Raw genomic sequence first — 18,878 nt, forward strand, 5'->3', positions numbered from 1 at the left:
CCTGAAAACGCCAAGCCAGCCGGCGGATCGCCTTCAGGCTCCTTTCAGATACGCATGCCATGAGACGGGCCCCAAGTCTGGTTTCGACGATGGAGACGGTTCCATGCGCTGCCCGCGGCTGAAATATCTGCTGGCTCTTCTGTCGCTTATGCCCCTGGCGACACGCGCCGGCGCCAAAGATCTTGCCGTCACCCAGGCGCAGGTGGATCGCCTCGAAATCCGCCTTCAGAAAGTTCAGCCCGCGCAAACCGAAGCCGTCGCCCTGCTTCCGGCCACGGTCGTGCCGGCAACCAACGCGCGCGTTGTCGCCGCGGCGCCGTTCGCGGGAACGGTCACGCAGATGCACGTTCTGCCGGGCCAGTCCATCAGGAAAGGCGAACCACTCGTCACCGTTGCCAGCCGCGAATTCCTCGAAGCCATGAGCAGGCTCAATCAGTCCGAGGCTGAGCTTCAAATGGCGGAAACGGTCGCGACACGCGCCCGCAGGCTGGTCGACAAGGACGTCGCAACGCCGGTCAAGGCCGAGGAGGCAGAGGCGCAAGCCGCCAAAATCCGTGCGCTGACTGACGACCAAAAACGACTTGTCGCGATCGGAGGCATCTCGCAGGGAGCCCCCGGGAACTACACATTGCCAGCCCCTGCCGACGGCAGGGTGGTGGAAACCCGCGTGTTACCAGGTGAAAAGCTCGATGCTATGGGAGCGGCGGTCGTGATCGACACCAGCGAGCAGCTTTGGCTGGAAGCGCAAGTGCCGGCCGACCTCATTGGTCGCATCCATCCAGGTGACCGTGTGCAGGTCGCGGACGGACCGATCGGCAAGGTGATCTCAATCGGGGGCGCGCTTGACCGCATGACGCGGTCAGCGACAATGCTGGCCGAGGTGCCGCCGCGGTCCGGCCTTGTTGCCGGGCAGATGACCGCAGTGAGCATCATTCGTCCCGCTGCTGCAAGTGGACTCGAAGTGCCGGCCACGTCGGTCGCATGGATCGGCGAGGGCAATGCTGTTTTCGTGCGAAACGACACCGGCTTCGTCGTGGTGCCCGTTCGACTCAAGGGCAAGACGACGGCGGCTGCCACAATCGAAGGCGATTTGACGCCAGGACAGATGGTGGCTGCAAGCGGTCTTTCGCAACTTGAAAACCTCATTCCCAGGGAGTGAGTAATGCTGCGCCGCTTAATCGAGTTCGCCCTGACACAGCGCGTTTTTGTCTTGTTGGTCGCGGTGCTCATCGTCGGAGTTGGCGGTTACGCGTTTCAAAATATCCCGATCGATGCCTTCCCGAATATCGCGCCCGTTCAAGCGAAGATCATCTTGAAGGCGCCGGGCATGACGCCGGAAGAGGTTGAGACCCGCGTTATCACCCCGCTTGAAATGGAACTGCTTGGCATTCCGCACCAGACCATTCTGCGCGCTTCCGCCAAGTACGCCATCGCGGATATCACCATTGATTTTGTGGACGGGACTGACATCTATTGGGCGCGCCAACAGGTGGCCGAACGGCTGGCCGGCGTGCGGGGGGATTTGCCCGCCAACGTCTCCGGGGGTCTCGCACCGATCTCGACGCCGCTGTCCGATGTATTCATGTTCACCATCGAAGGAGGCGGCCTTTCGCTTGAAGAGCGGCGCACCCTGCTGGATTGGACGATACGGCCGGCGCTGAGAACCATTCCGGGCGTTGCCGACGTCAACGCGCTCGGCGGCCTCGTCAAGACCTTCGAGGTGACGCCGGATAGCGCGGCGTTGGCAGCCTCCGGACTCGACGTCTCAAAGCTGATCGCGACGATTCAAGCCAATAATCGCAATGACGGCGCGGGGCGCCTCGGCGAAGGCGAAAAAGCGCTGGTGGTGCGCGCTGAAGGCGCCATCCAGACGCCGCACGACCTCGAGCAAATCGTACTCAAATCCGAGGGCGGGAAAATCCTCCGGGTGCATGATGTCGCCAAGGTCCGCATCGGCAGCCTCACGCGCTATGGCGCGGTTACGAAAGACGGAAAAAGTGAGGCGGTCGAAGGGCTTGTGTTGTCGCTCAGAGGCGCTGACGCCAATGCACTCGTCAAGGCCGTCCGCCAGCGGCTCGACGAGTTGAAACCAAGCCTGCCTGACGGCGTTCGCCTCGAAGCCTTCTACGACCGCTCGGATCTCGTCCAAAGCGCCGTTGGAACGGTCAAGAAAGCTCTCATTGAGGCCACCGTTCTCGTCGTCCTGCTCCTCCTCGCCTTTCTGGGAAATCTCAGGGCGGCCCTCGTTGTCGCCGTGACGCTGCCGTTTGCGGCGCTCGTCACCTTCATCATGATGCAGGCGTTCGGGATGTCGGCCAACCTGATGAGCCTCGGCGGCCTCGCCATTGCCCTCGGCCTCATCGTGGATGCCGCGGTTGTTGTCGTTGAAAACGCGGTCGAGCGTCTCAATCATGATCCTGGCGACGGCAAAGTGCCGCTCCTGCATCAGATTTATCGGGCGGCAAGCGAAGTCGCGGTTCCCGTCGTGTCGGGCATTTTCATCATTTGTCTGGTGTTTCTACCGCTGTTGTCGCTGCAGGGCCTGGAGGGCAAGCTGTTCGCTCCCGTTGCGTTGACGATCATCTTCGCCCTCAGCGGCTCTCTGGTTCTGTCGCTCACGCTGATCCCGGTCCTATCGTCCTTTCTGCTGCGCGGCGGCAATCATGGCGAGCCTTTGCTGATGCGGCTGCTGACCCGTGGATACGGCCCGCTGCTCAGAACGTGTCTCGCTCATCCGCTGCCGGTCTATCTCGTTGCTCTCGGCGGGATTGGTCTTGCCGTGGTGGCTTATGGAGCCGTCGGCAAGACGTTCATGCCGAGCATGGACGAGGGCTCCGTCATCATGCAGACGATCAAGTTGCCTTCGATCAATCTCAAGACCAGCATCGACGCCGATCTTCTGATCCAGCGCACCTTGCTCGAAAAGGTGCCCGAAATCGATCGCGTGATCTCGCGTGTCGGCTCTGACGAATTGGGCCTCGACCCCATGGGTCCGAATGAGACCGATGCCTTTCTCGTCTTGAAGCCGAAAGATCAGTGGCGCGTGCCTGACAAGGACTGGCTGGTCGCGCGCTTGCGTGAGGCGATGACCGATCTGCCGGGAATGGAATTCGCGTTCACGCAGCCTATCGAGATGCGCACATCGGAGATGCTGACCGGCGCCCGGGGCGACCTTGCGATTAAAATTTTCGGGCCTGATCTCAAAGTGCTGTCCGAGTTGGCAGGTCAAGTCCAATCGACTCTTCGAAAGGTCCCAGGCGCAACCGAGGTATCGACGGTCTCGAACGACAAGGTTGATTATTTGCAGATCGACGTTGACCGCTTGGCGGCAGGCAGGGTCGGTTTATCGGTCACCGGCATTCAGGATGAATTGCGCACGCTGCTTGAAGGCGGCTCCGCCGGGCTTGTTGCAGAACCGCAGCGGCGGACCAACATCGTGGTGCGCGGGCCAGAGGCCATTCGCGACTCGCCTGAACTGTTCAGCCGGATGCAGCTCGCGGCCGGCGACGGCGGTCTTGTGCGGATCGGGGATGTTGCGCGCGTCGGGCGCAAGGTTGGCGCCGTCAAGATCGATCGTGAAAACGCTTCGCGCTTTGCTATCGTGCAGGGCTACGTGTCGGGCCGCGATCTTGTCGGTTTCGTGAAGGACGCCCAGAAGGCGGTTGCCGAGAAGATCCAGCTTCCGTCAGGATACCGGCTCGTCTGGGGTGGCCAGTTCGAGAACCAGCGCCGTGCCGCAGCCCGGCTTGCGATCGTCATCCCGATTGCACTGAGTCTCATCTTCATTGTCCTTTTCGCAACATTGCGCTCTATGCGCCAGTCACTGCTTATTCTTGCCAACGTGCCCTTTGCTTTAGTCGGAGGCATACTGGCCCTGTGGGTCTCCGGCGCGTACCTGTCGGTACCTGCTTCCGTCGGTTTTATCGCCCTGCTCGGTATCGCCGTGCTCAACGGGCTGGTTCTGGTCAGTTATTTCAATCAGCTGTTGGACAGCGGGATTTCGCTCGATCGGGCCATTTATGAAGGCTCGGTCCGACGGCTCCGGCCAGTTCTCATGACGGCTAGCATCGCTGCCTTCGGGTTGGTGCCGCTGCTGTTCGCAGACGGGCCCGGTTCGGAAATCCAAAAGCCGCTCGCGATCGTGGTCATCGGCGGTCTTGTCACCTCAACGGCCTTAACGCTGGTTCTTCTGCCTATCCTGTTTCGACGCTTCGGCGTCCCCAATGGTCAAACCACCCTGCGCACTCGGAGCCTCGAATGGACAAGTCCTTATGCAAGCTCACGCTCGTCTTTCCCCCAAGCGGAGAGGACGTAGTCGTCGAGTTTCTGCTGAGAGCCAATCCACCCGTTAGCGGTTTTACGACATGGGTTGCGGACGGACACGGTCTCGACTTCACCGAAGCAAGCATCAACGAGCGGGTGCGGGGGCGGGTGAAGCGCAGCGTGCTGGTCGCGGTGCTGCCACGACAAGGGGTGACGAGTTTGCTAGACGGTCTGCGAGAAAATGCCCGGGTTGCCAACCTCACGCATTGGATCGAGCCCGTCGACAGCTTCGGCAGGCTGACCGCGATCACGGGTGATGTGGAGGTCAAACCCAAAGAGACGAGTAGCCTGGGTCCCTCACATATCCTTGACGCCTCACCAGAGTGCCGATGCTCATAGCGGTCCAGAGTATAGAAACAACGAGCCTTTAGGATTCTCCGCATGTTGAAACGAACGAGATATTAAACATGAAAGATCGCAAGCCTGGCTGGTCTTGGACCACCCGCCTTCTCCATCTTCTGCTCGCCGTGTCTGTGACCCATCAGCTGTTCATAAGCCTCGTGATGGTGGTTCCTCAAGATAATCGTCCGGGCGACATACTATTTTCGCTCCACGAGAACGTGGGGCTGGCTACGTTTGCTATCATTCTCTCCTATTGGTCTTGGCTGGCCTTGCGCCGGTCGGACAGAGGTGCCCGCGCCTTATTTCCTTGGTTCTCGAAAAGCGCCCGAACCGCCGTTGTCAATGATGTTCTTGCGCATCTCGCGAGCTTGCGCCGTCTGCGCTTGCCTGCTTTGGAGGAACAACCGCTTGCCGCTGCGGTCCATGGGCTCGGCTTATTGACAGCGACCATAATGGCGAGTACCGGCGCCGTCGCATGGTCTTCACTCCTGCCCAAAGCTACGACGGCGATGATTTGGGAGGTGCATATGACATTAGGTAACGTGATGTGGGCCTACTTGATCGGCCACGTCACACTAGCGCTCTTACACGAGTTCGCTGGCGAGCGGCGGCTTCGGAGGACTTTCAGTTTGCGGTTTTCGATCAGCAACAGCGGGACGAGTCCGCTGAAGATAAAGTCGCCTAGACAAACTTCCTCGGGGTCGATCATGGAAGATAAGCGGTCGCATCCGCGGACGAGAGTTTTTAAGGCCGGCACGATCTCCTTTGGCGGCGGGGCGATCTCCTGCACGGTCAGAAATCTCACAGCCGCTGGAGCATTGTTGGAGATTGAGGGTCCAGCGGGAATTCCAAAGAAATTCACGCTTGTGATTGTAGCGGACGAGTTTCGAAGAGCTTGCCGGGTTGTTTGGATGAGTGAAAAAAGGCTCGGCGTCACCTTCGACGCAGTCTGAACCACAGAGACCAAATTTAGCGGCTAAAGGAGCATTCCATGTTGCGCATATTCATCGCACTGATGGTGTGTCTGACCCCGACTGGAGCAAACGCGCGCGCGTCGGGAATGGCGCCGGGCAAATTCTCCACGTTATCATACGAGCAGCTGCAGCGACTTCCGCCGCCTATTCACAAGGCGCTTAAAGCAGCGCAGCTACTGTGCACGGACGACGCAATAAATATTCGAACGGGGTTTCTGCGATACCTGAAAGGAACGACGGACGAAGAGTTTATCGCAGTCCACTTCGACCAGTTCGAGTGCTTCAATCGAGATGCTCTTTGTTCGCCGAACGGCTGCCTTCACCGCGTCTTCGTTTCGAAAGGAGGCATCCTTCGCGAGGTTTGGCGAGGGGACGTTTTGGAAATCGACATGTCTACTGAATCAGGTAGGCCATCCATCGACGTCGATTGCAGCCGACGCGGTTCGTTTTGCCGCTACCGGATGCAGTGGAATGGCAAGCGGTTTCGTTAAGGGCAAGATACGCTCCGATTAAGGGCGAGGAGTCTGATATCGTCCATTGCGTTGAACACGCGATTGCGGCGGCCGGGATGCTGCTTCACATGTTTCCCGTCCCGCGTGATAATGGGTCGCGAGTATTCGCCGACTCGTTTGCTCGCGGCCTTCGTGATCGTCGGTTTCGTAGCTGCGTAGCTGGTGACACCAGTATCGGCAAAGCATCTGGCTGCTGCTGAGATGACGGATATGGCCGCGATGCTGTCCTGACGGCCAGAAGAGTAGTACTGCGAGGATTGCCCGCCTGTCGCGATGTACATGCTGACCATCGCTCAGGCCGAGCCGTCCTCTACAAACGGTATCCAGGTGTCTTGACCCGAAGGCTGTTTGCTCTCACCGGCGTCTCTACGCCGTCTGCTGCTGCGGCGGCCTTAGCGTCGGGGGTAAAAGCATGAAGCGCGACCAACGAATGCGGCTTCCCGTGTCGAGCCGCAAGCGTTGGAGGTTTGTGACGTCGCGTCAGAATCTTAGGACGATGATTCTCTATCCTTACCAGAACGCCGTGGCTCTTGGCGATCATCTGGTTGCCCTGTGCACGGCGTCCTTCCTGCACCGCGCCGCCCCGTACCTCGCCACGACGACCGTGCGGTTGCCCGATTCCGTAACCCCTTCTGGCGCCGTGCATCCAGGTGGTGCCGACCGCTGCGCCGCGGTTCACCGAAATTTTGCCGACTTCAAGCTCGACTTAGATCGAGACGCGCTCGTCGCCGCCGATCTCGGAAACCGTGACGTTCAAGTCTTGCCTTCGATGGGCCGGTGCATGACCATCTCTGTCCAGCCCGCCTTCGGCCGGAAAATGCTATCTTCCTTGATCTTGGTCTGCGTAGCCTCGGATAACGGAAGTAACGCTTGCGCTGTTGCCGCGTTCTCGCTCAAGCTTCTTCTGGTCCAAATAAAGATTGCACGCCGACCAGGCACCACCCGACCGTCTGCCGGACCAATTATTCCTGCTCTGCAGTTGGGTGGACTCTGAACCGGGAGTTTTGCGCGGCAGCATCGATTCCTTCGCGGACTTTAAATCCTCGGATATGGATGCGGAGTACCGTGGGGAGTAGTGGTGCTGTACACGCGCCTCGATCGGCCCTGAAGGCCATGCTTGCCACGCGCAGGAGGGTCAATGCCCGTGGCCTGCCGGCTCCGTTATGCGAAATTCCCGAATTTCCTCCCTGCCATTAGCCGACAAAATAAGCCGCGCGTTGAATTCATGCGGCTCGTCCGGCGCAGACTGGCTCTCGAGCGTGGAAAGATCTCCCGACGACGGTAAAAGAACGAGGATTTCGGGCCGCCCGGCGCGGTCGATCGTCACGACCGCGTTCAACCCGTCGGCCCACCGGTCCAGGGTCAGCCGCATTCGTTCCCCGGCCGGCGTGCGCGCAATCGAAAGCTCCCCCTCCGCCAGTTCGCTGCGAACCTGGAATGGCTCAGGAGCGTGATGCGCTCCCGGTTGGGCCTCTTGGGATGTGGATGATACCCGGACGTTCGCAACGGACAGGGCGGGTACATGCTCGAGCATCTCATGCCGGAGGTTTTCAGCCAAACGGTCTGCGTCGGCCACGGGCATATCGGCGAGGACGCGGACACCGACGTCCGCGAGCAGGCGATGTCCCAACCAGCGCGCCTTGACGTCAAGGACCTCACGGACGCCGTCGACGTGCCCGGCGGCGTGCCTTATCTCGTCGGTGACCGCGGGGTCGACTCCGTCGAGCATCCGAACGAACACCGCCTTGGACGACTGCCAGACGATGCCGAAGATGGCGATGGTGATGAGAAGTCCGATGATCGGGTCCGCCAGCGGAAATCCCAGCCACACGCCGATCGCACCGAAGACCACCGCCAGACTGGTGAAGCCGTCGGTGCGCGCGTGATAACCGTCGGCGATAAGGGCCGCGCTGTTGATCTCGCGCCCGACCCGGATCCGGAAGACGGCGACGGCCTCGTTCCCGAGAAATCCGATGATGCCGGCGGCCACCACCCAGGGAATGAAAGCGATGCTTTGCGGGTGGATAAGGCGGTCCACGGCTTCGTAGCCTGCGAACACGGCGCTGAACAGGATGATCGCCACGATGGCCACCCCGGCCAGGTCTTCGGCGCGTCCGAGACCATATGTGAAGGTTTTGCTCGGCTTGCGGCGCGCCAGCACGAACGCGATCCAGAGAGGAATCGCGGTAACCGCATCCCCGACGTTATGGATGGTATCGGCCAGGAGCGCGACGCTGCCCGAGATCACCACGACCACCAGCTGCAAGGCCGAGGTAAGCGCCAGCACGACGAACGACCATTTGATCGCCCAGATGCCGCGTGTCGTCGTCGCGATGGTGGGATCTATCGACCCGTGCGTGTGGCCATGACCCTTGCCATCGCCCGGCCCGTGGCCGAGCCCCAGCGATTGCCCTTGGGGCGACATCCCGAACCATTCTTGGATTTGCTTCAACATGTCATAACCTTCGGTTTCTATTCGGCTGCGCGGCTTGGGATGAATGCACTGTCGGGCTTCGGCTGTGCTTGGGCAGGTGCGAAGTAGGAGTAGAGGGCCGGCAGGACCAGAAGCGTCAGTAGCGTCGCGCTCAGCAGGCCGCCGATGACGACAGTCGCCAATGGCTTCTGCACTTCGGCCCCCGTACCCGTCGCGATGGCCATGGGCACGAAACCCAGCGAGGCGACCAGTGCGGTCATGATGACAGGGCGAAAGCGAGTGAGGGCGCCCTGGCTGATGGCCAGGTTCGTGTGGACACCTTCCAGAATTAGTTTCCGGATCTGTGTGAGCATCACCAGTCCGTTAAGGACCGCGACACCCGACAGGGCGATGAAGCCGACCGCCGCCGAAATCGAAAACGGCATGCCGCGCAGCCAGAGTGCGGCGATGCCGCCGGTCAGCGCCAACGGCACGGCGCTGAAGACGATGAGGGCGTCACGCGGCGAGCCGAGCGCGCCGAACAGGAGAAGATAGATCAATAGAAAACAGCCCGGCACGACGATCATCAGACGCTGACGCGCGACGGAGAAGTTCTCGAACTGTCCGCCCCAGGTCAGGAAACTCCCCGGTGGGAGCTTGACCTGCTCGTCGACCCTGGTCTGCGCCTCCGAGACCAGGGAGCCAATGTCCCGTCCGCGGACTTCGGCGGTCGCGACGACACGCCGCTTGCCGTTTTCGCGGCTGATCTGGTTGGCGCCCTCGGTCTGCTCGAACGTGGCCACGGTCCGCAGCGGGACGGACGAGGAAGGAGCGTTCGGATTGGCGTTCGGAAGCGGGACCGGAAGGTCCTCGAGTGCGGAGATGTCGTTGCGCAGCGCATCGTTGAGGCGCACGACGATCTGGAATCGGCGGTCGCCCTCGAAGACGAGTCCCGCGGGACGTCCGCCCACGGCGGTCTCGATCAGGTCCTGCACCAACGCCAAGCTGAGACCGCGCCGGGCTATCTCGGATTTGTCTATCTTGATCTCGAGAAACGGAAGACCCGCCGTCTCCTCCACCTTGACGCTCTCGGCGCCATCGACCTTGCGCAGCACGTCCGCGATCCGGGCTGCCGTGCGCTGCATCTCCGCAAAGTCGTCCCCGAAGACCTTTACGGCAAGGTCTTCCCGTACCCCCGCAATCAGTTCGTTGAACCGCATCTCGATGGGCTGCGAGAAGCCGACCTTGTTGCCCGGAAGCTTGGTGGCTTCGGCCTCGATGCGCTTGATCAAGTCGTCCTTCGTCAGCCTGGGGTCCGGCCACTCGTTCTGCGGCCTGACGATGATGTAGGTGTCCGAAGAGCTCGGAGGCATCGGATCGGCGGCTAGATCCGGCGTTCCGGTGCGCGAGAAGACGAAAGCGACTTCGGGAAACTTGCTGATCTGGCGTTCGATCAGAAGCTGCATCCGCTGCGACTGTGCCAGCGCCGTACTCGGCACGCGTTTGACCTCCATGACGATATTCTTCTCATCGAGCGTCGGCGTGAATTCCTGCCCGAGCCGGCCGAACAGCAGAATGGCCCCGACGAACATCAGCGCGGCCGCCACCATCACCGGCAGCGGCCTTGCAATCGTCCGGCTCAGCAAGGGCGCGTAACCGGACTTCAGCCGCCGGACGAAATAGTTCTCATCCTCGCGCACGGGCTTCGAAACCGCGATCGCGATGGCGGCCGGGACGAAGGTGAGAGAGACGACGAATGCGGTCGCGAGCGCGATCATGACCGTCAGCGCCATTGGCTCGAACGTCTTGCCCTCGACGCCCGTGAAGGCGAGGAGGGGAACGTACACCAGGATGATGATGATCTGGCCGTACACCGTCGGACGGATCATCTCCGAGGTCGAAGCCGTCACCGTGGACAGCCGCTCTTCGAGCGACAAGGTTCGGCCCAGTCCGCGCTGCCGTTCGGCGAGATGGCGCAGGCTGTTCTCGGCGATGATGACGGCGCCGTCGACGATGAGGCCGAAGTCGAGCGCGCCCAGGCTCATGAGGTTGGCGCTGATCCGCCCTTGCAGCATGCCGGTAGCGGTGATGAGCATCGTCACGGGGATCACGCAGGCGGTGACGAGGGCCGCGCGCAGGTTGCCGAGCAGCAGAAAGAGGACGGCGATGACGAGGAGCGCGCCTTCGGCCAGATTGCTCGCCACCGTTTGGATGGTCGCGTCGACCAGTTGCGTCCGGTTCAATACGGTATGCGCATAGATGCCCGGCGGCAGGGTGCGGCTGACCTCCTTGATCCGGACGTCGGCGGCGGCGGCAACCGTTCGGCTGTTGCCGCCGATCAGCATCAACGCCGTACCGAGCACGACCTCGCGCCCGTCCACACTGGCGCTGCCGGTGCGCAATTCGCGCCCGATCGCGACGTCGGCAACGTCCCGCACCCGCACGGGAATGCCGCCGCGGGTGGTGACCACGATGTTGGAGATGTCGTCCATGTTCTCGACGCGCCCGGCGGCGCGCACGACGTAACCTTCTCCGTTCTGCTCGATGTAGTTCGCCCCGCGGCTGACATTGTTGGCCTCGATGGCGGCGATCACCTGACCAAACGACAAGCCGTAACCCACCAGCTTCGCCGGATCCGGCTGGACCTGGAACTGCTTGACGAAGCCACCGATGGCATCGGCGCCGGCGACGCCCGGCACCGACTTCATCTGCGGACGTATTACCCAATCCTGCACCGTGCGCAGGTACACCGTCCGCTGGAACTCATCGGCCAGACGCTCGCCTTCCGGCGTCAGATAGCTTCCGTCGGTTTGCCATCCCGGTCGGCCGTCGTGGACAGGAGCGGTCGTGCCGGGCTTTTCGTATTCGACCGCCCACCAGTAGATCTCGCCGAGCCCCGTGGAAACCGGGCCCATCCTGATGTCGACGCCCGGCGGCAGGCTGGGCTTGGCGTCGTTGATCCGCTCGGACACCAGTTGCCGCGCGAAGTAGATATTGGTGCGGTCGGCGAACACCGCGGTGATCTGCGCAAAGCCGTTACGGGAGAACGACCGAGTGGACTCCAGTCCCGGTATTCCCGCGAGCGCGGTCTCCAACGCGACGGTGACCTGCTTTTCGATCTCAACCGGCGTCAGCGACGGCGCGACGGCATTGACCTGCACTTGGACGTTGGTCACGTCCGGAACGGCGTCGATCGGCAGCTTGGTCAGCGACCAGAGACCGGACGCTGCGGCGACGAGCGTGACGAGCAGGACCAGCCACCGGCGCTTTACCGAAAAGTCGACGATCCTCTCGATCATCGCTCAGTCCTCTTCGCCGGGTTTCGACAGTTCCGCCTTCAGCGAGAACGTGTTCGACACCGCGATGGTCTCGCCGGCCGCAAGGCCCGAGACGATCTCGACGGATTGGCCATCGCGCTGGCCCAACACAACGTCGCGCTTTTCGAAACCCTCCTTGGTGCGGACGAAGACGGCCTTGCGGCCTCCGACGTTCTGGACGGCACCGAACGGCGCGACCACGGGAGCGGCGTGCTCCTCTATAGCGATTGCTGCCGTGACGAACGACCCAGGTCTCCAGCGCCCGTCGGCGTTATCGATGGCCGCGACGACGCGCGCGGTACGGGTGTCCTTGTCGAGCAGCGGACTCACGAAGACGATCTTCGCGGTGCCTGCCGCCGGTTGCCCACGCGTCGCGATGTTGACAGCTTGTCCCTCCCTGACCGCAGGCAGATCGGCCGAGGAGACCGACAGGTCGACCCAGACACGGCCGAGGTCGACGATGACGAAGAGTTCGGTTTCGAGATTGTCGCGACCGACGGCGGTCCCCAGTTCGACCCGTCGTTCCGCAATTCGTCCCGAGATGGGGGCGCGCACGTTCTGGCTGCGCAGCAGGGCGTCGGGGGCTTGTGGAAGTGCTTCGATCTCATCCGCCCGCACGCCGAGTGCCAGCAGCTTCTGTCGCGCAATATTGAGGCGCATCGATGCCTGAGCCGCAGCGTTACGCGAGCGGATGTACTGCTGTTCCGGAACGGCGCGTCCCTCCCAAAGCGATTTGTCGCGAGCGGTCAGATCTTGCTGCAGATCGTTCGACAGCCGGGCAGCCAGATATTCGCTCTTGGCATCGGCGATCTCGCGGCTCTCGAGGACGGCTAGAATCTCGTCCTTGACGACGTCGTCGCCGATGTTCTTGCGCAACTCGGCGACGGTGCCCGACAGTTTGACGGCGACATGGGCCACGCGGCCGGCATCGGGGACGACGGTGCCGGGCACGGCCAGGCGCTTCGCGATCGTGGCGGGCCCGACGCTGCGCTGCTCGATCTCAGCAAGCCGTATGCGCTCCTCGTCCATCGCCACGACCGTAGACTTGCTCGAGGAGCCGGCGAGCTTGGCGTCCCTCTGCACGACGGCCGCCGGAACGCCAAGTCCGGCTACCCGCTGCAACGCGGGAACGCCGAAAGCGAGTACAGCACCCAGGGCAAATGCTGCGACGACGGTAATCGGTCGGATAGCCATGCGGAATACTTACGGTTTCTAGGTTGGAAACGGCTGCGGCGCCGTCACAGGTATCGCGAGATCGCCTTGAACTCGGCGAGCACGCTTTCGGTTGATTTTGCCCGCCCACCATTGGCGGCGGTGTCGAGGCAATGGTCGACGTGATCGTGGATCAACGTCTTCTTAGCCTCGCTGATGGCCTTCTCGACGGCATGAAGCTGCTGCGCCAGGTCGAGGCAGGGGCGGCCGTCCGAGAACATCTCGATCACCTTGTGAAGGTGACCTTCTGCGCGCTTCAGACGCTTGAGGATTCCGGGGTGCGTTACGTGAACATGATCATTGGTCATGGGAAGCGTTGTATCCCCCCGGGGGGGATATGGCAACACCCATTGCGTAGGATAGGGAGGTAGCCTATATTGTCGCAATGAGCCATACCATAAGGGAAAAGAAAAAGCTCCTTGCCCGCGTCCGTCGGATCAAAGGCCAAGTCGAGGCGATCGAGCGTGCGCTGGGAGAGGAAGCCGAGTGCGAACGCATCATGCATATGATCGCGGGCGTACGCGGTTCCGTCGCCGGCTTAATGGCGGAGGTGGTCGAGGACCACATCCGGACTCACCTGGTCGATCCGCAGAAAAATCCGGGCGCGCTAAACGCGGATGCGGCGGACGAGCTCATCGAGGTCGTTCACACCTACCTGAAATAAAGTTGGCAATTCCGTCGAAGCCATCGAGCCACGAAAGCATGCTGACCTTCGGTCGCCGGCCCGCACGAAATCGGGTTTGCCGCTAAAGTGCCGCAGCACCGCGCCGCCTCTCCTTGCGCTATTTAGATGTAGTTACTCACGCGGCCTGATCGTGGAGCGTAGGGCCTCAGCAGCTCTATCCGCTGAAGTGGCGACATTCTCGATATCCCCGCGTAAAGCCTTGAGGGCCTGTCTCTCTTGCTCAATCTCATAGGACTTTCGAAAGCCGAGGCGGCGAAGGATCGGAACCGGTGGGCACCATCCCTGAATTGCGTGCTGAAAAAGAAAGCCCGTTACCAGCGCCGGAAGGGCGAGCCAGCGTCGTCCAGATGGTGCGCGTAGTGGCGCACCCGAATTGCGATATCCCGCTGGATCTGCTCATTAATGCGGATGCTGGTATGCGCCGGCACTCGGTCGCGCCTGTTCTGCTTAAAGCTCTCCTGGTCCCGACACAACGCCGCCGTCAGCACTTAGTTTCAAGCCGACTTGTTCGCGCCCATGACCTTTTGCAGCCGGAATCTCCGTTGAGCAGCAGAGCAAGGCTGCAGATGCTCCTATGAGGAGCCCGCCGACAAGGGCGGAGACCGGGGTGCACTTAGGCATGACGCACCCGCCGGGATTTGACGCCGGCCTTTCGCGTCCGGCAGAAAAGGTCATGCAGAGTTGCAAACAGCTGCTCGATGCGCGAATCGGCAATGCGATACCAGACCGTCTGGCTTTCCTTGCGGAAGGTCACGATGCCTTCCTCGCGCAGCCTGGAAAGGTGTTGGGAGAGAGCCGACTGGCTTATACCTACGGCATCGACGAGGGATCCGACGGTAGCTTCGCCGTATTCGACCAACTGACACAAGATCATCAAGCGTCGCTCGTTGGCCAGCGCGTTCAGAATTCCCGCAACTTCCGCGGCGTTCTTTTGAAAATCGGCAAGATCTTTCGAGGCGTTGGGCAATTTGTTCATCTTTTTGGTTGTCTATTAATTTGTTCTAATGTAGCAAGATCTTATGAATTTACAAACATCGAATTGTCGTTGCGTCACGTAACGTTGATTTGCCTCCCGCTACGAGCCTGAGAGAAAAGCTGCGGATGCACGGTCTTATCCTCATTTCCATGCGCGGAACCGCGAGACGGCCGATCGCCTTGGCGCTACTCTGCATTTTGGGGATCCTGGTTTCGCTGGTGCAGCCGTCCTTTGCGCGCGGGTTTTCCAAAGCCGAACCTGCTCAGGCGGCTTTCCCTCAAAGCCATTCGGTTAAGGGCGGGAAACCATGCAAGCGGGTGGTTCCGGGCGCCGTTGGCACGTTGTGCAGTGTGGGTGCACTGATTGGGTTAGAAGTCAATACGTCAGCAATTGCGGAACCCAGTCACGGCAAGGCCGGAATATTGCCCTACGCTGACAAGCGGCTCGAGGTGCAGTGGCTTGCCGCTCCTCAGTACCGGCCTCCACGGATCGACGCATAAGGTCAGCTTCGCGCTGACGCTATTATTGCGTCCATAGATCCCTTCGGAGACTTCTCATGACATCGCCATTAGCCGCGCTTCGTGCGGCGGCGCATCCGTGCCTGCGCGTGCTTTGCGCAGCCGGATTGACCGTCCTACTGGCCGCCTGCAATCAGGCAACGCTCCAGGAGGCGTCGTATGCGCCGCCCCGGCAGCCGCAATATCCCGCACTTACCGACAGCGCCTTCAAAATTCCAGCGGTCAAAGCTGAAACGATTGACCCAAAGTACGTCAAACAACGTGTCCGATACGCGACTCAACATCCGCCCGGCACCATCGTCGTCGATCCCTATGCCAAGTTTCTTTATCTCGTGCAGGAGAGCGGCTTTGCGATGCGCTACGGAGTTGGCGTGGGCCGTGATGGGTTCGGATGGACCGGAACGGCGGACATCCGCCGCAAGGCGCAGTGGCCGACGTGGACGCCGCCATCCGCCATGGTCGCTCGGCAGCCCGAACTTAGGCAGTACCGTCAAGGCATGGCCGCTGGAGTCGAAAATCCGCTCGGCGCGCGTGCGATGTACCTGTTCCAGAACGGCAAGGACACGCTGTTTCGCATTCACGGGACGAACGAGCCCGAAAGCATCGGGAAAAATGTTTCGAGCGGATGCATCCGGCTATTAAATCAGGACGCGATCGATCTCTTCGACCGTGTGCCGGTCGGGTCCAAGGTCGTTGTGCTCTCAGAACAGGAAGCACGTGCAGCCTCGTCAATCGAGGCCAATCTGCTCACCAAAGCTGAGGTGCTGAGATGAGGCATTTTGTATTTCGCGCGATGGTGGCGCTCGCTCTGATATCCGCGGTACCCGAGGCGCAGGGCCAGCCCTTCGTCCAAGCGGTAACTCAGAAGCCCGATATCAAAGCCGACCTTCTGACGGGTAGCTCGGAAGCGGGAAAACCGGACGTCACCTGGATCGGTGTACGTGTAGACCTTGGTCCTGGCTGGAAAACCTACTGGAAATCGCCGGGGGACGCCGGCCTTCCGACTGAGTTCGATTGGTCCGGCTCGTCGAACGTCGTCAGTACTGAGGTGAACTGGCCTGCACCATCCCGGCTATCGATTCTCGGGTTCGAGTCAGTCGGGTACACACATGAGGTTCTGTTTCCCGTCAAAATTAAGGTCCGCGAATTAGGCATCGAGACACGCATCCGCCTGAAGCTCGCGGTCTACGCTTGCAGCACCATCTGTGTGCGGGAAGAGCTAGTGCTCGCCGGTACGATCCAGCCTGGCGCAAGCGGACACTCCCAAACGACAATCGATACGTGGCGCTCTCGGGTGCCGCAGCCTACGTCCAATGTGCTTTCCGTTCTGTCGGTCGAGCGGTCTCCAACGGGCCCAGCGTCGCTAAAGGTCGAGATCGCTTCGTCCAAGCCACTTAATGCGCCCGATGCGTTCATCGAGAGCGATCCGGCATTGAGCGGTGACAAGCCTGTCGTGACCTTTGAGCATGGTAATCGGGCGACCCTGACCGTGAACCTGCCTGGCGAGACTGCCGAAAGCATCAGGACGCGTACGGTGACGGCGACGATCGTTTCCGACGGCGCAGCCGTCTTGGCCGTATCACCCGCACCGCAGGCAAACGGAGGAACTGGTGCGACGAGCCCAGTGGATCAGCCGGCGTCCGATATACCTGGCGGTATGTTTGCTCTCATTGGCATCGCGCTCGTCGGGGGCTTCATTCTGAACCTCATGCCCTGCGTGTTTCCGGTGCTTTCGCTGAAGCTTCTTTCGTTCATTCACGGCAGCGCGGCCGATCGTGGCCAGGTTCGCAGGGGATTTGCTGCCACGGCTGCGGGAGTCCTGGTTTCCTTTCTTCTGCTGGCGGGCGGGCTTGCCGGCATGAAGGCTGCCGGCGCCAGTGTCGGATGGGGTATCCAGTTTCAACAACCCTGGTTTCTCGGTGGCATGGCAGTGGTCCTTGTCCTGTTCGCGGCGGATCAGTTCGGGCTTTTCAGCCTCCCGGTATCTTCAGGCTTCCTGACCCGGGTAAGCGGCATCGCAGGTGGCTCATCGACGACCTCGCATTTTCTGAGTGGATTCGTGGCCACGCTGCTTGCAACCCCCTGTTCCGCGCCGTTGGTAGGCACTGCCGTTGGTTTTGCACTGTCGCAGGGGACCGCCGAGATATTCGCCATCTTCACGGCTCTCGGCGTCGGCATGGCGTCGCCCTATCTGCTCGTCGTGGCCGTTCCTGCAATGGCAAACGTCATCCCACGGCCCGGGCCTTGGCTGGCATACGTCAAGCGGATCTTTGGTGTGGCGTTAGTCGCGACCGCCGGCTGGCTCTTGCTAGTACTTGGCGAGGTAGCAGGCCGGTCGTTTGCGATCTCTCTTGGCGCGACATTGATGTTAGGGTTGGCCGCCCTGAGCCTGTTGAAGGGCGCCCCCCTGAAAATGGTCGCGACAGCCACGGGAACAATTGGACTCATCGTCGCTGTGCTTGCGGTATTCGCGCAGTCTCAAACGCGTAACCCGACTGAGATACCTTGGCGCACCTTCTCGAACAGTGATCTGCATGCGCTGGTCGGTGCGGGTCGCACGGTATTCGTAGACGTTACGGCGGACTGGTGCATCGCCTGTAAGATCAACAAGGCGCTTGTCATCGACAGGCAAGAGGTTGCGGGGCGTCTTTCTTCGGACGTCGTGCCGATGCGGGCCGACTGGACCAGGCCGGACACCGAAATCGCACAGTTCATGCGTGAACACGGGCGCTTCGGCATTCCCTTCAACATCGTCTTTGGCCCCAGGGCTCCGGACGGCATCGCTCTTTCGGAAATCCTTTCAACCTCGTCTGTATCGGCCGCTTTCAATGAAGCTGCAGCAGTATCAAAACCCCCCTCACAGAAATAGGTCACCCCATGAAGAAATCGTTCATTGCATTCGTTGTCGCATCCACGTTTTCTCTCGGGGCGCTTATCAACTTCGTGCCAGGAGCACGAGGCGAAACCGCAGACGCTTTTAAGGAAAGCGTGCTCCGTGACCCGGACATTCCGTCGATCGGAAATCCCCAGGGTGATATCACCATCGTTGAATACTTCGATTATCAGTGTCCATACTGCAAGAAGGTCGCCCCCGAGCTTCTCAAGATCTCAAAAGAGGATGGCAAGCTCCGTATCGTGATGAAGGATTGGCCGATTTTTGGCGGCGCTTCGCAATATGCAGCGAAAATGGCTCTCGCGGCCAAATATCAGAACAAGTACCATGAGGCGCACGCAGCGCTCATCGGCGCCAGCACGAGACTGAACGAAGAAGTCGTTCAAAAATTGCTTGGAGAGGCCGGTGTCGATGTCGATCGCGCGAAGCGAGACATGGAAACCTACAAGCCTGCGATAGAAGCGCTGTTGGCTCGCAACAATGAACAGGCCGAGGCATTCGGCTTCCAGGGTACGCCTGCCTTCATTATCGGGACATTCAGGGTGCCGGGGGTACTGGATGCCGCCGGCTTTAAACGAGCCATTGCGGATGCGCGGACTGCGGCGCAGAAAAAGAAATAGACGCCCATGAGCGGACGGTTGTGGCTTTCGAACATGGTGCATCTCTGGACCATGAAGCCGACAGCAACTGACCGATTTTATCTCAACGACTTG

The 18,878-nt window shown here is 60.8% G+C and carries 15 protein-coding genes and 2 pseudogenes; 11 read left to right on the top strand and 6 right to left on the bottom strand.

Going from position 1 to position 18,878, the window contains the following annotated elements; genetic code table 11:
* Positions 1 to 103: 103 nt before the first annotated feature.
* The 7 genes and pseudogenes from HMPREF9695_RS06200 (at position 104) to HMPREF9695_RS06230 (ending at position 7,145) form a co-directional block, all read left to right on the top strand.
* Positions 104 to 1,159 carry an efflux RND transporter periplasmic adaptor subunit gene (locus HMPREF9695_RS06200; RefSeq protein ID WP_006019969.1) on the top strand — a complete coding sequence of 352 codons (1,056 nt, stop codon included), beginning with the start codon at positions 104 to 106 and terminating at the stop codon, positions 1,157 to 1,159.
* A 3-nt stretch (positions 1,160 to 1,162) separates the two neighbouring features.
* Positions 1,163 to 4,315 (top strand): efflux RND transporter permease subunit, encoded by a 3,153-nt coding sequence (locus tag HMPREF9695_RS06205; RefSeq protein ID WP_006019970.1) that lies wholly within the window; start codon positions 1,163 to 1,165, stop codon positions 4,313 to 4,315.
* On the top strand, positions 4,258 to 4,662 hold the full coding sequence (locus HMPREF9695_RS25620; RefSeq protein ID WP_006019971.1) for a DUF3240 family protein: 405 nt from the start codon (positions 4,258 to 4,260) through the stop codon (positions 4,660 to 4,662). Before HMPREF9695_RS06205 ends, HMPREF9695_RS25620 begins: the two co-directional genes overlap by 58 nt.
* Before the next feature lie 68 nt (positions 4,663 to 4,730).
* Positions 4,731 to 5,273, top strand: a pseudogene (locus tag HMPREF9695_RS26885) (cytochrome b/b6 domain-containing protein); the annotation flags it as partial.
* A gap of 99 nt (positions 5,274 to 5,372) precedes the next feature.
* Entirely contained in the window at positions 5,373 to 5,618 is a 246-nt protein-coding gene (locus HMPREF9695_RS26890; protein WP_041711938.1) for a PilZ domain-containing protein, read from the top strand.
* 38 nt (positions 5,619 to 5,656) lie between these two features.
* Positions 5,657 to 6,130, top strand: a complete 474-nt coding sequence (locus HMPREF9695_RS06220; protein WP_006019973.1) for a hypothetical protein — start codon at positions 5,657 to 5,659, stop codon at positions 6,128 to 6,130.
* Between the two features lie 433 nt (positions 6,131 to 6,563).
* Positions 6,564 to 7,145, top strand: a complete 582-nt coding sequence (locus tag HMPREF9695_RS06230; protein ID WP_006019974.1) for a hypothetical protein — start codon at positions 6,564 to 6,566, stop codon at positions 7,143 to 7,145.
* Between the two features lie 141 nt (positions 7,146 to 7,286).
* Here HMPREF9695_RS06230 and HMPREF9695_RS06235 read toward each other — a convergent pair whose 3' ends face one another.
* The 4 genes from HMPREF9695_RS06235 to HMPREF9695_RS06250 are packed head-to-tail and all read right to left on the bottom strand — an operon-like array spanning position 7,287 to position 13,401.
* Positions 7,287 to 8,606, bottom strand: coding sequence for a cation diffusion facilitator family transporter (locus HMPREF9695_RS06235; protein WP_006019975.1), 1,320 nt, complete (start codon positions 8,604 to 8,606; stop codon positions 7,287 to 7,289).
* Positions 8,607 to 8,623: 17 nt separating this feature from the next.
* A complete protein-coding gene (locus HMPREF9695_RS06240; protein ID WP_006019976.1) occupies positions 8,624 to 11,863 on the bottom strand; it encodes an efflux RND transporter permease subunit in 3,240 nt (1,079 codons plus the stop codon).
* Between the two features lie 3 nt (positions 11,864 to 11,866).
* Entirely contained in the window at positions 11,867 to 13,075 is a 1,209-nt protein-coding gene (locus tag HMPREF9695_RS06245) for an efflux RND transporter periplasmic adaptor subunit (protein WP_006019977.1), read from the bottom strand.
* Between the two features lie 44 nt (positions 13,076 to 13,119).
* Positions 13,120 to 13,401 carry a metal-sensing transcriptional repressor gene (locus HMPREF9695_RS06250; RefSeq protein ID WP_006019978.1) on the bottom strand — a complete coding sequence of 94 codons (282 nt, stop codon included), beginning with the start codon at positions 13,399 to 13,401 and terminating at the stop codon, positions 13,120 to 13,122.
* A 77-nt stretch (positions 13,402 to 13,478) separates the two neighbouring features.
* Here HMPREF9695_RS06250 and HMPREF9695_RS06255 point away from each other — a divergent pair, with 77 nt between their 5' ends.
* Positions 13,479 to 13,757 (top strand): metal/formaldehyde-sensitive transcriptional repressor, encoded by a 279-nt coding sequence (locus HMPREF9695_RS06255; RefSeq protein ID WP_006019979.1) that lies wholly within the window; start codon positions 13,479 to 13,481, stop codon positions 13,755 to 13,757.
* 132 nt (positions 13,758 to 13,889) lie between these two features.
* On the opposite strand, the pseudogene HMPREF9695_RS26895 reads toward HMPREF9695_RS06255, so the two are convergent.
* Together HMPREF9695_RS26895 and HMPREF9695_RS06260 are read right to left on the bottom strand one after the other, a co-directional pair.
* Positions 13,890 to 14,123, bottom strand: a pseudogene (locus tag HMPREF9695_RS26895) (hypothetical protein); the annotation flags it as partial.
* A gap of 268 nt (positions 14,124 to 14,391) precedes the next feature.
* Positions 14,392 to 14,754, bottom strand: coding sequence for an ArsR/SmtB family transcription factor (locus tag HMPREF9695_RS06260; RefSeq protein ID WP_006019980.1), 363 nt, complete (start codon positions 14,752 to 14,754; stop codon positions 14,392 to 14,394).
* A 556-nt stretch (positions 14,755 to 15,310) separates the two neighbouring features.
* Here HMPREF9695_RS06260 and HMPREF9695_RS06270 point away from each other — a divergent pair.
* From HMPREF9695_RS06270 to HMPREF9695_RS06280, 3 genes are read left to right on the top strand one after another with little or no spacing between them, the layout of a single operon-like run.
* Positions 15,311 to 16,045: a L,D-transpeptidase gene (locus HMPREF9695_RS06270; protein WP_006019982.1), complete on the top strand. Its 735-nt coding sequence runs from the start codon at positions 15,311 to 15,313 to the stop codon at positions 16,043 to 16,045.
* Positions 16,042 to 18,141, top strand: a complete 2,100-nt coding sequence (locus HMPREF9695_RS06275; RefSeq protein WP_006019983.1) for a protein-disulfide reductase DsbD family protein — start codon at positions 16,042 to 16,044, stop codon at positions 18,139 to 18,141. The genes HMPREF9695_RS06270 and HMPREF9695_RS06275 overlap by 4 nt, the downstream gene beginning before the upstream one ends.
* Before the next feature lie 8 nt (positions 18,142 to 18,149).
* Positions 18,150 to 18,785, top strand: a complete 636-nt coding sequence (locus tag HMPREF9695_RS06280; protein ID WP_006019984.1) for a DsbA family protein — start codon at positions 18,150 to 18,152, stop codon at positions 18,783 to 18,785.
* Positions 18,786 to 18,878 lie beyond the last annotated feature (93 nt).

Origin of the sequence: Afipia broomeae ATCC 49717 (genome assembly GCF_000314675.2) — a bacterium.
In the GTDB taxonomy this organism is placed as follows: Bacteria; Pseudomonadota; Alphaproteobacteria; order Rhizobiales; family Xanthobacteraceae; genus Afipia; species Afipia broomeae.

Bases quoted from the DNA above. Each gene is read 5' to 3' on its own strand.
- HMPREF9695_RS26890 (WP_041711938.1), top strand. From the start codon at position 5,373: ATGGAAGATAAGCGGTCGCATCCGCGGACGAGAGTTTTTAAGGCCGGC.
- HMPREF9695_RS06275 (WP_006019983.1), top strand. From the start codon at position 16,042: ATGAGGCATTTTGTATTTCGCGCGATGGTGGCGCTCGCTCTGATATCC.
- HMPREF9695_RS06255 (WP_006019979.1), top strand. From the start codon at position 13,479: ATGAGCCATACCATAAGGGAAAAGAAAAAGCTCCTTGCCCGCGTCCGT.
- HMPREF9695_RS06240 (WP_006019976.1), bottom strand. From the start codon at position 11,863: ATGATCGAGAGGATCGTCGACTTTTCGGTAAAGCGCCGGTGGCTGGTC.
- HMPREF9695_RS06270 (WP_006019982.1), top strand. From the start codon at position 15,311: ATGACATCGCCATTAGCCGCGCTTCGTGCGGCGGCGCATCCGTGCCTG.
- HMPREF9695_RS06205 (WP_006019970.1), top strand. From the start codon at position 1,163: ATGCTGCGCCGCTTAATCGAGTTCGCCCTGACACAGCGCGTTTTTGTC.
- HMPREF9695_RS06230 (WP_006019974.1), top strand. From the start codon at position 6,564: ATGAAGCGCGACCAACGAATGCGGCTTCCCGTGTCGAGCCGCAAGCGT.
- HMPREF9695_RS06200 (WP_006019969.1), top strand. From the start codon at position 104: ATGCGCTGCCCGCGGCTGAAATATCTGCTGGCTCTTCTGTCGCTTATG.
- HMPREF9695_RS06280 (WP_006019984.1), top strand. From the start codon at position 18,150: ATGAAGAAATCGTTCATTGCATTCGTTGTCGCATCCACGTTTTCTCTC.
- HMPREF9695_RS25620 (WP_006019971.1), top strand. From the start codon at position 4,258: ATGGACAAGTCCTTATGCAAGCTCACGCTCGTCTTTCCCCCAAGCGGA.
- HMPREF9695_RS06260 (WP_006019980.1), bottom strand. From the start codon at position 14,754: ATGAACAAATTGCCCAACGCCTCGAAAGATCTTGCCGATTTTCAAAAG.
- HMPREF9695_RS06235 (WP_006019975.1), bottom strand. From the start codon at position 8,606: ATGTTGAAGCAAATCCAAGAATGGTTCGGGATGTCGCCCCAAGGGCAA.
- HMPREF9695_RS06245 (WP_006019977.1), bottom strand. From the start codon at position 13,075: ATGGCTATCCGACCGATTACCGTCGTCGCAGCATTTGCCCTGGGTGCT.
- HMPREF9695_RS06220 (WP_006019973.1), top strand. From the start codon at position 5,657: ATGTTGCGCATATTCATCGCACTGATGGTGTGTCTGACCCCGACTGGA.
- HMPREF9695_RS06250 (WP_006019978.1), bottom strand. From the start codon at position 13,401: ATGACCAATGATCATGTTCACGTAACGCACCCCGGAATCCTCAAGCGT.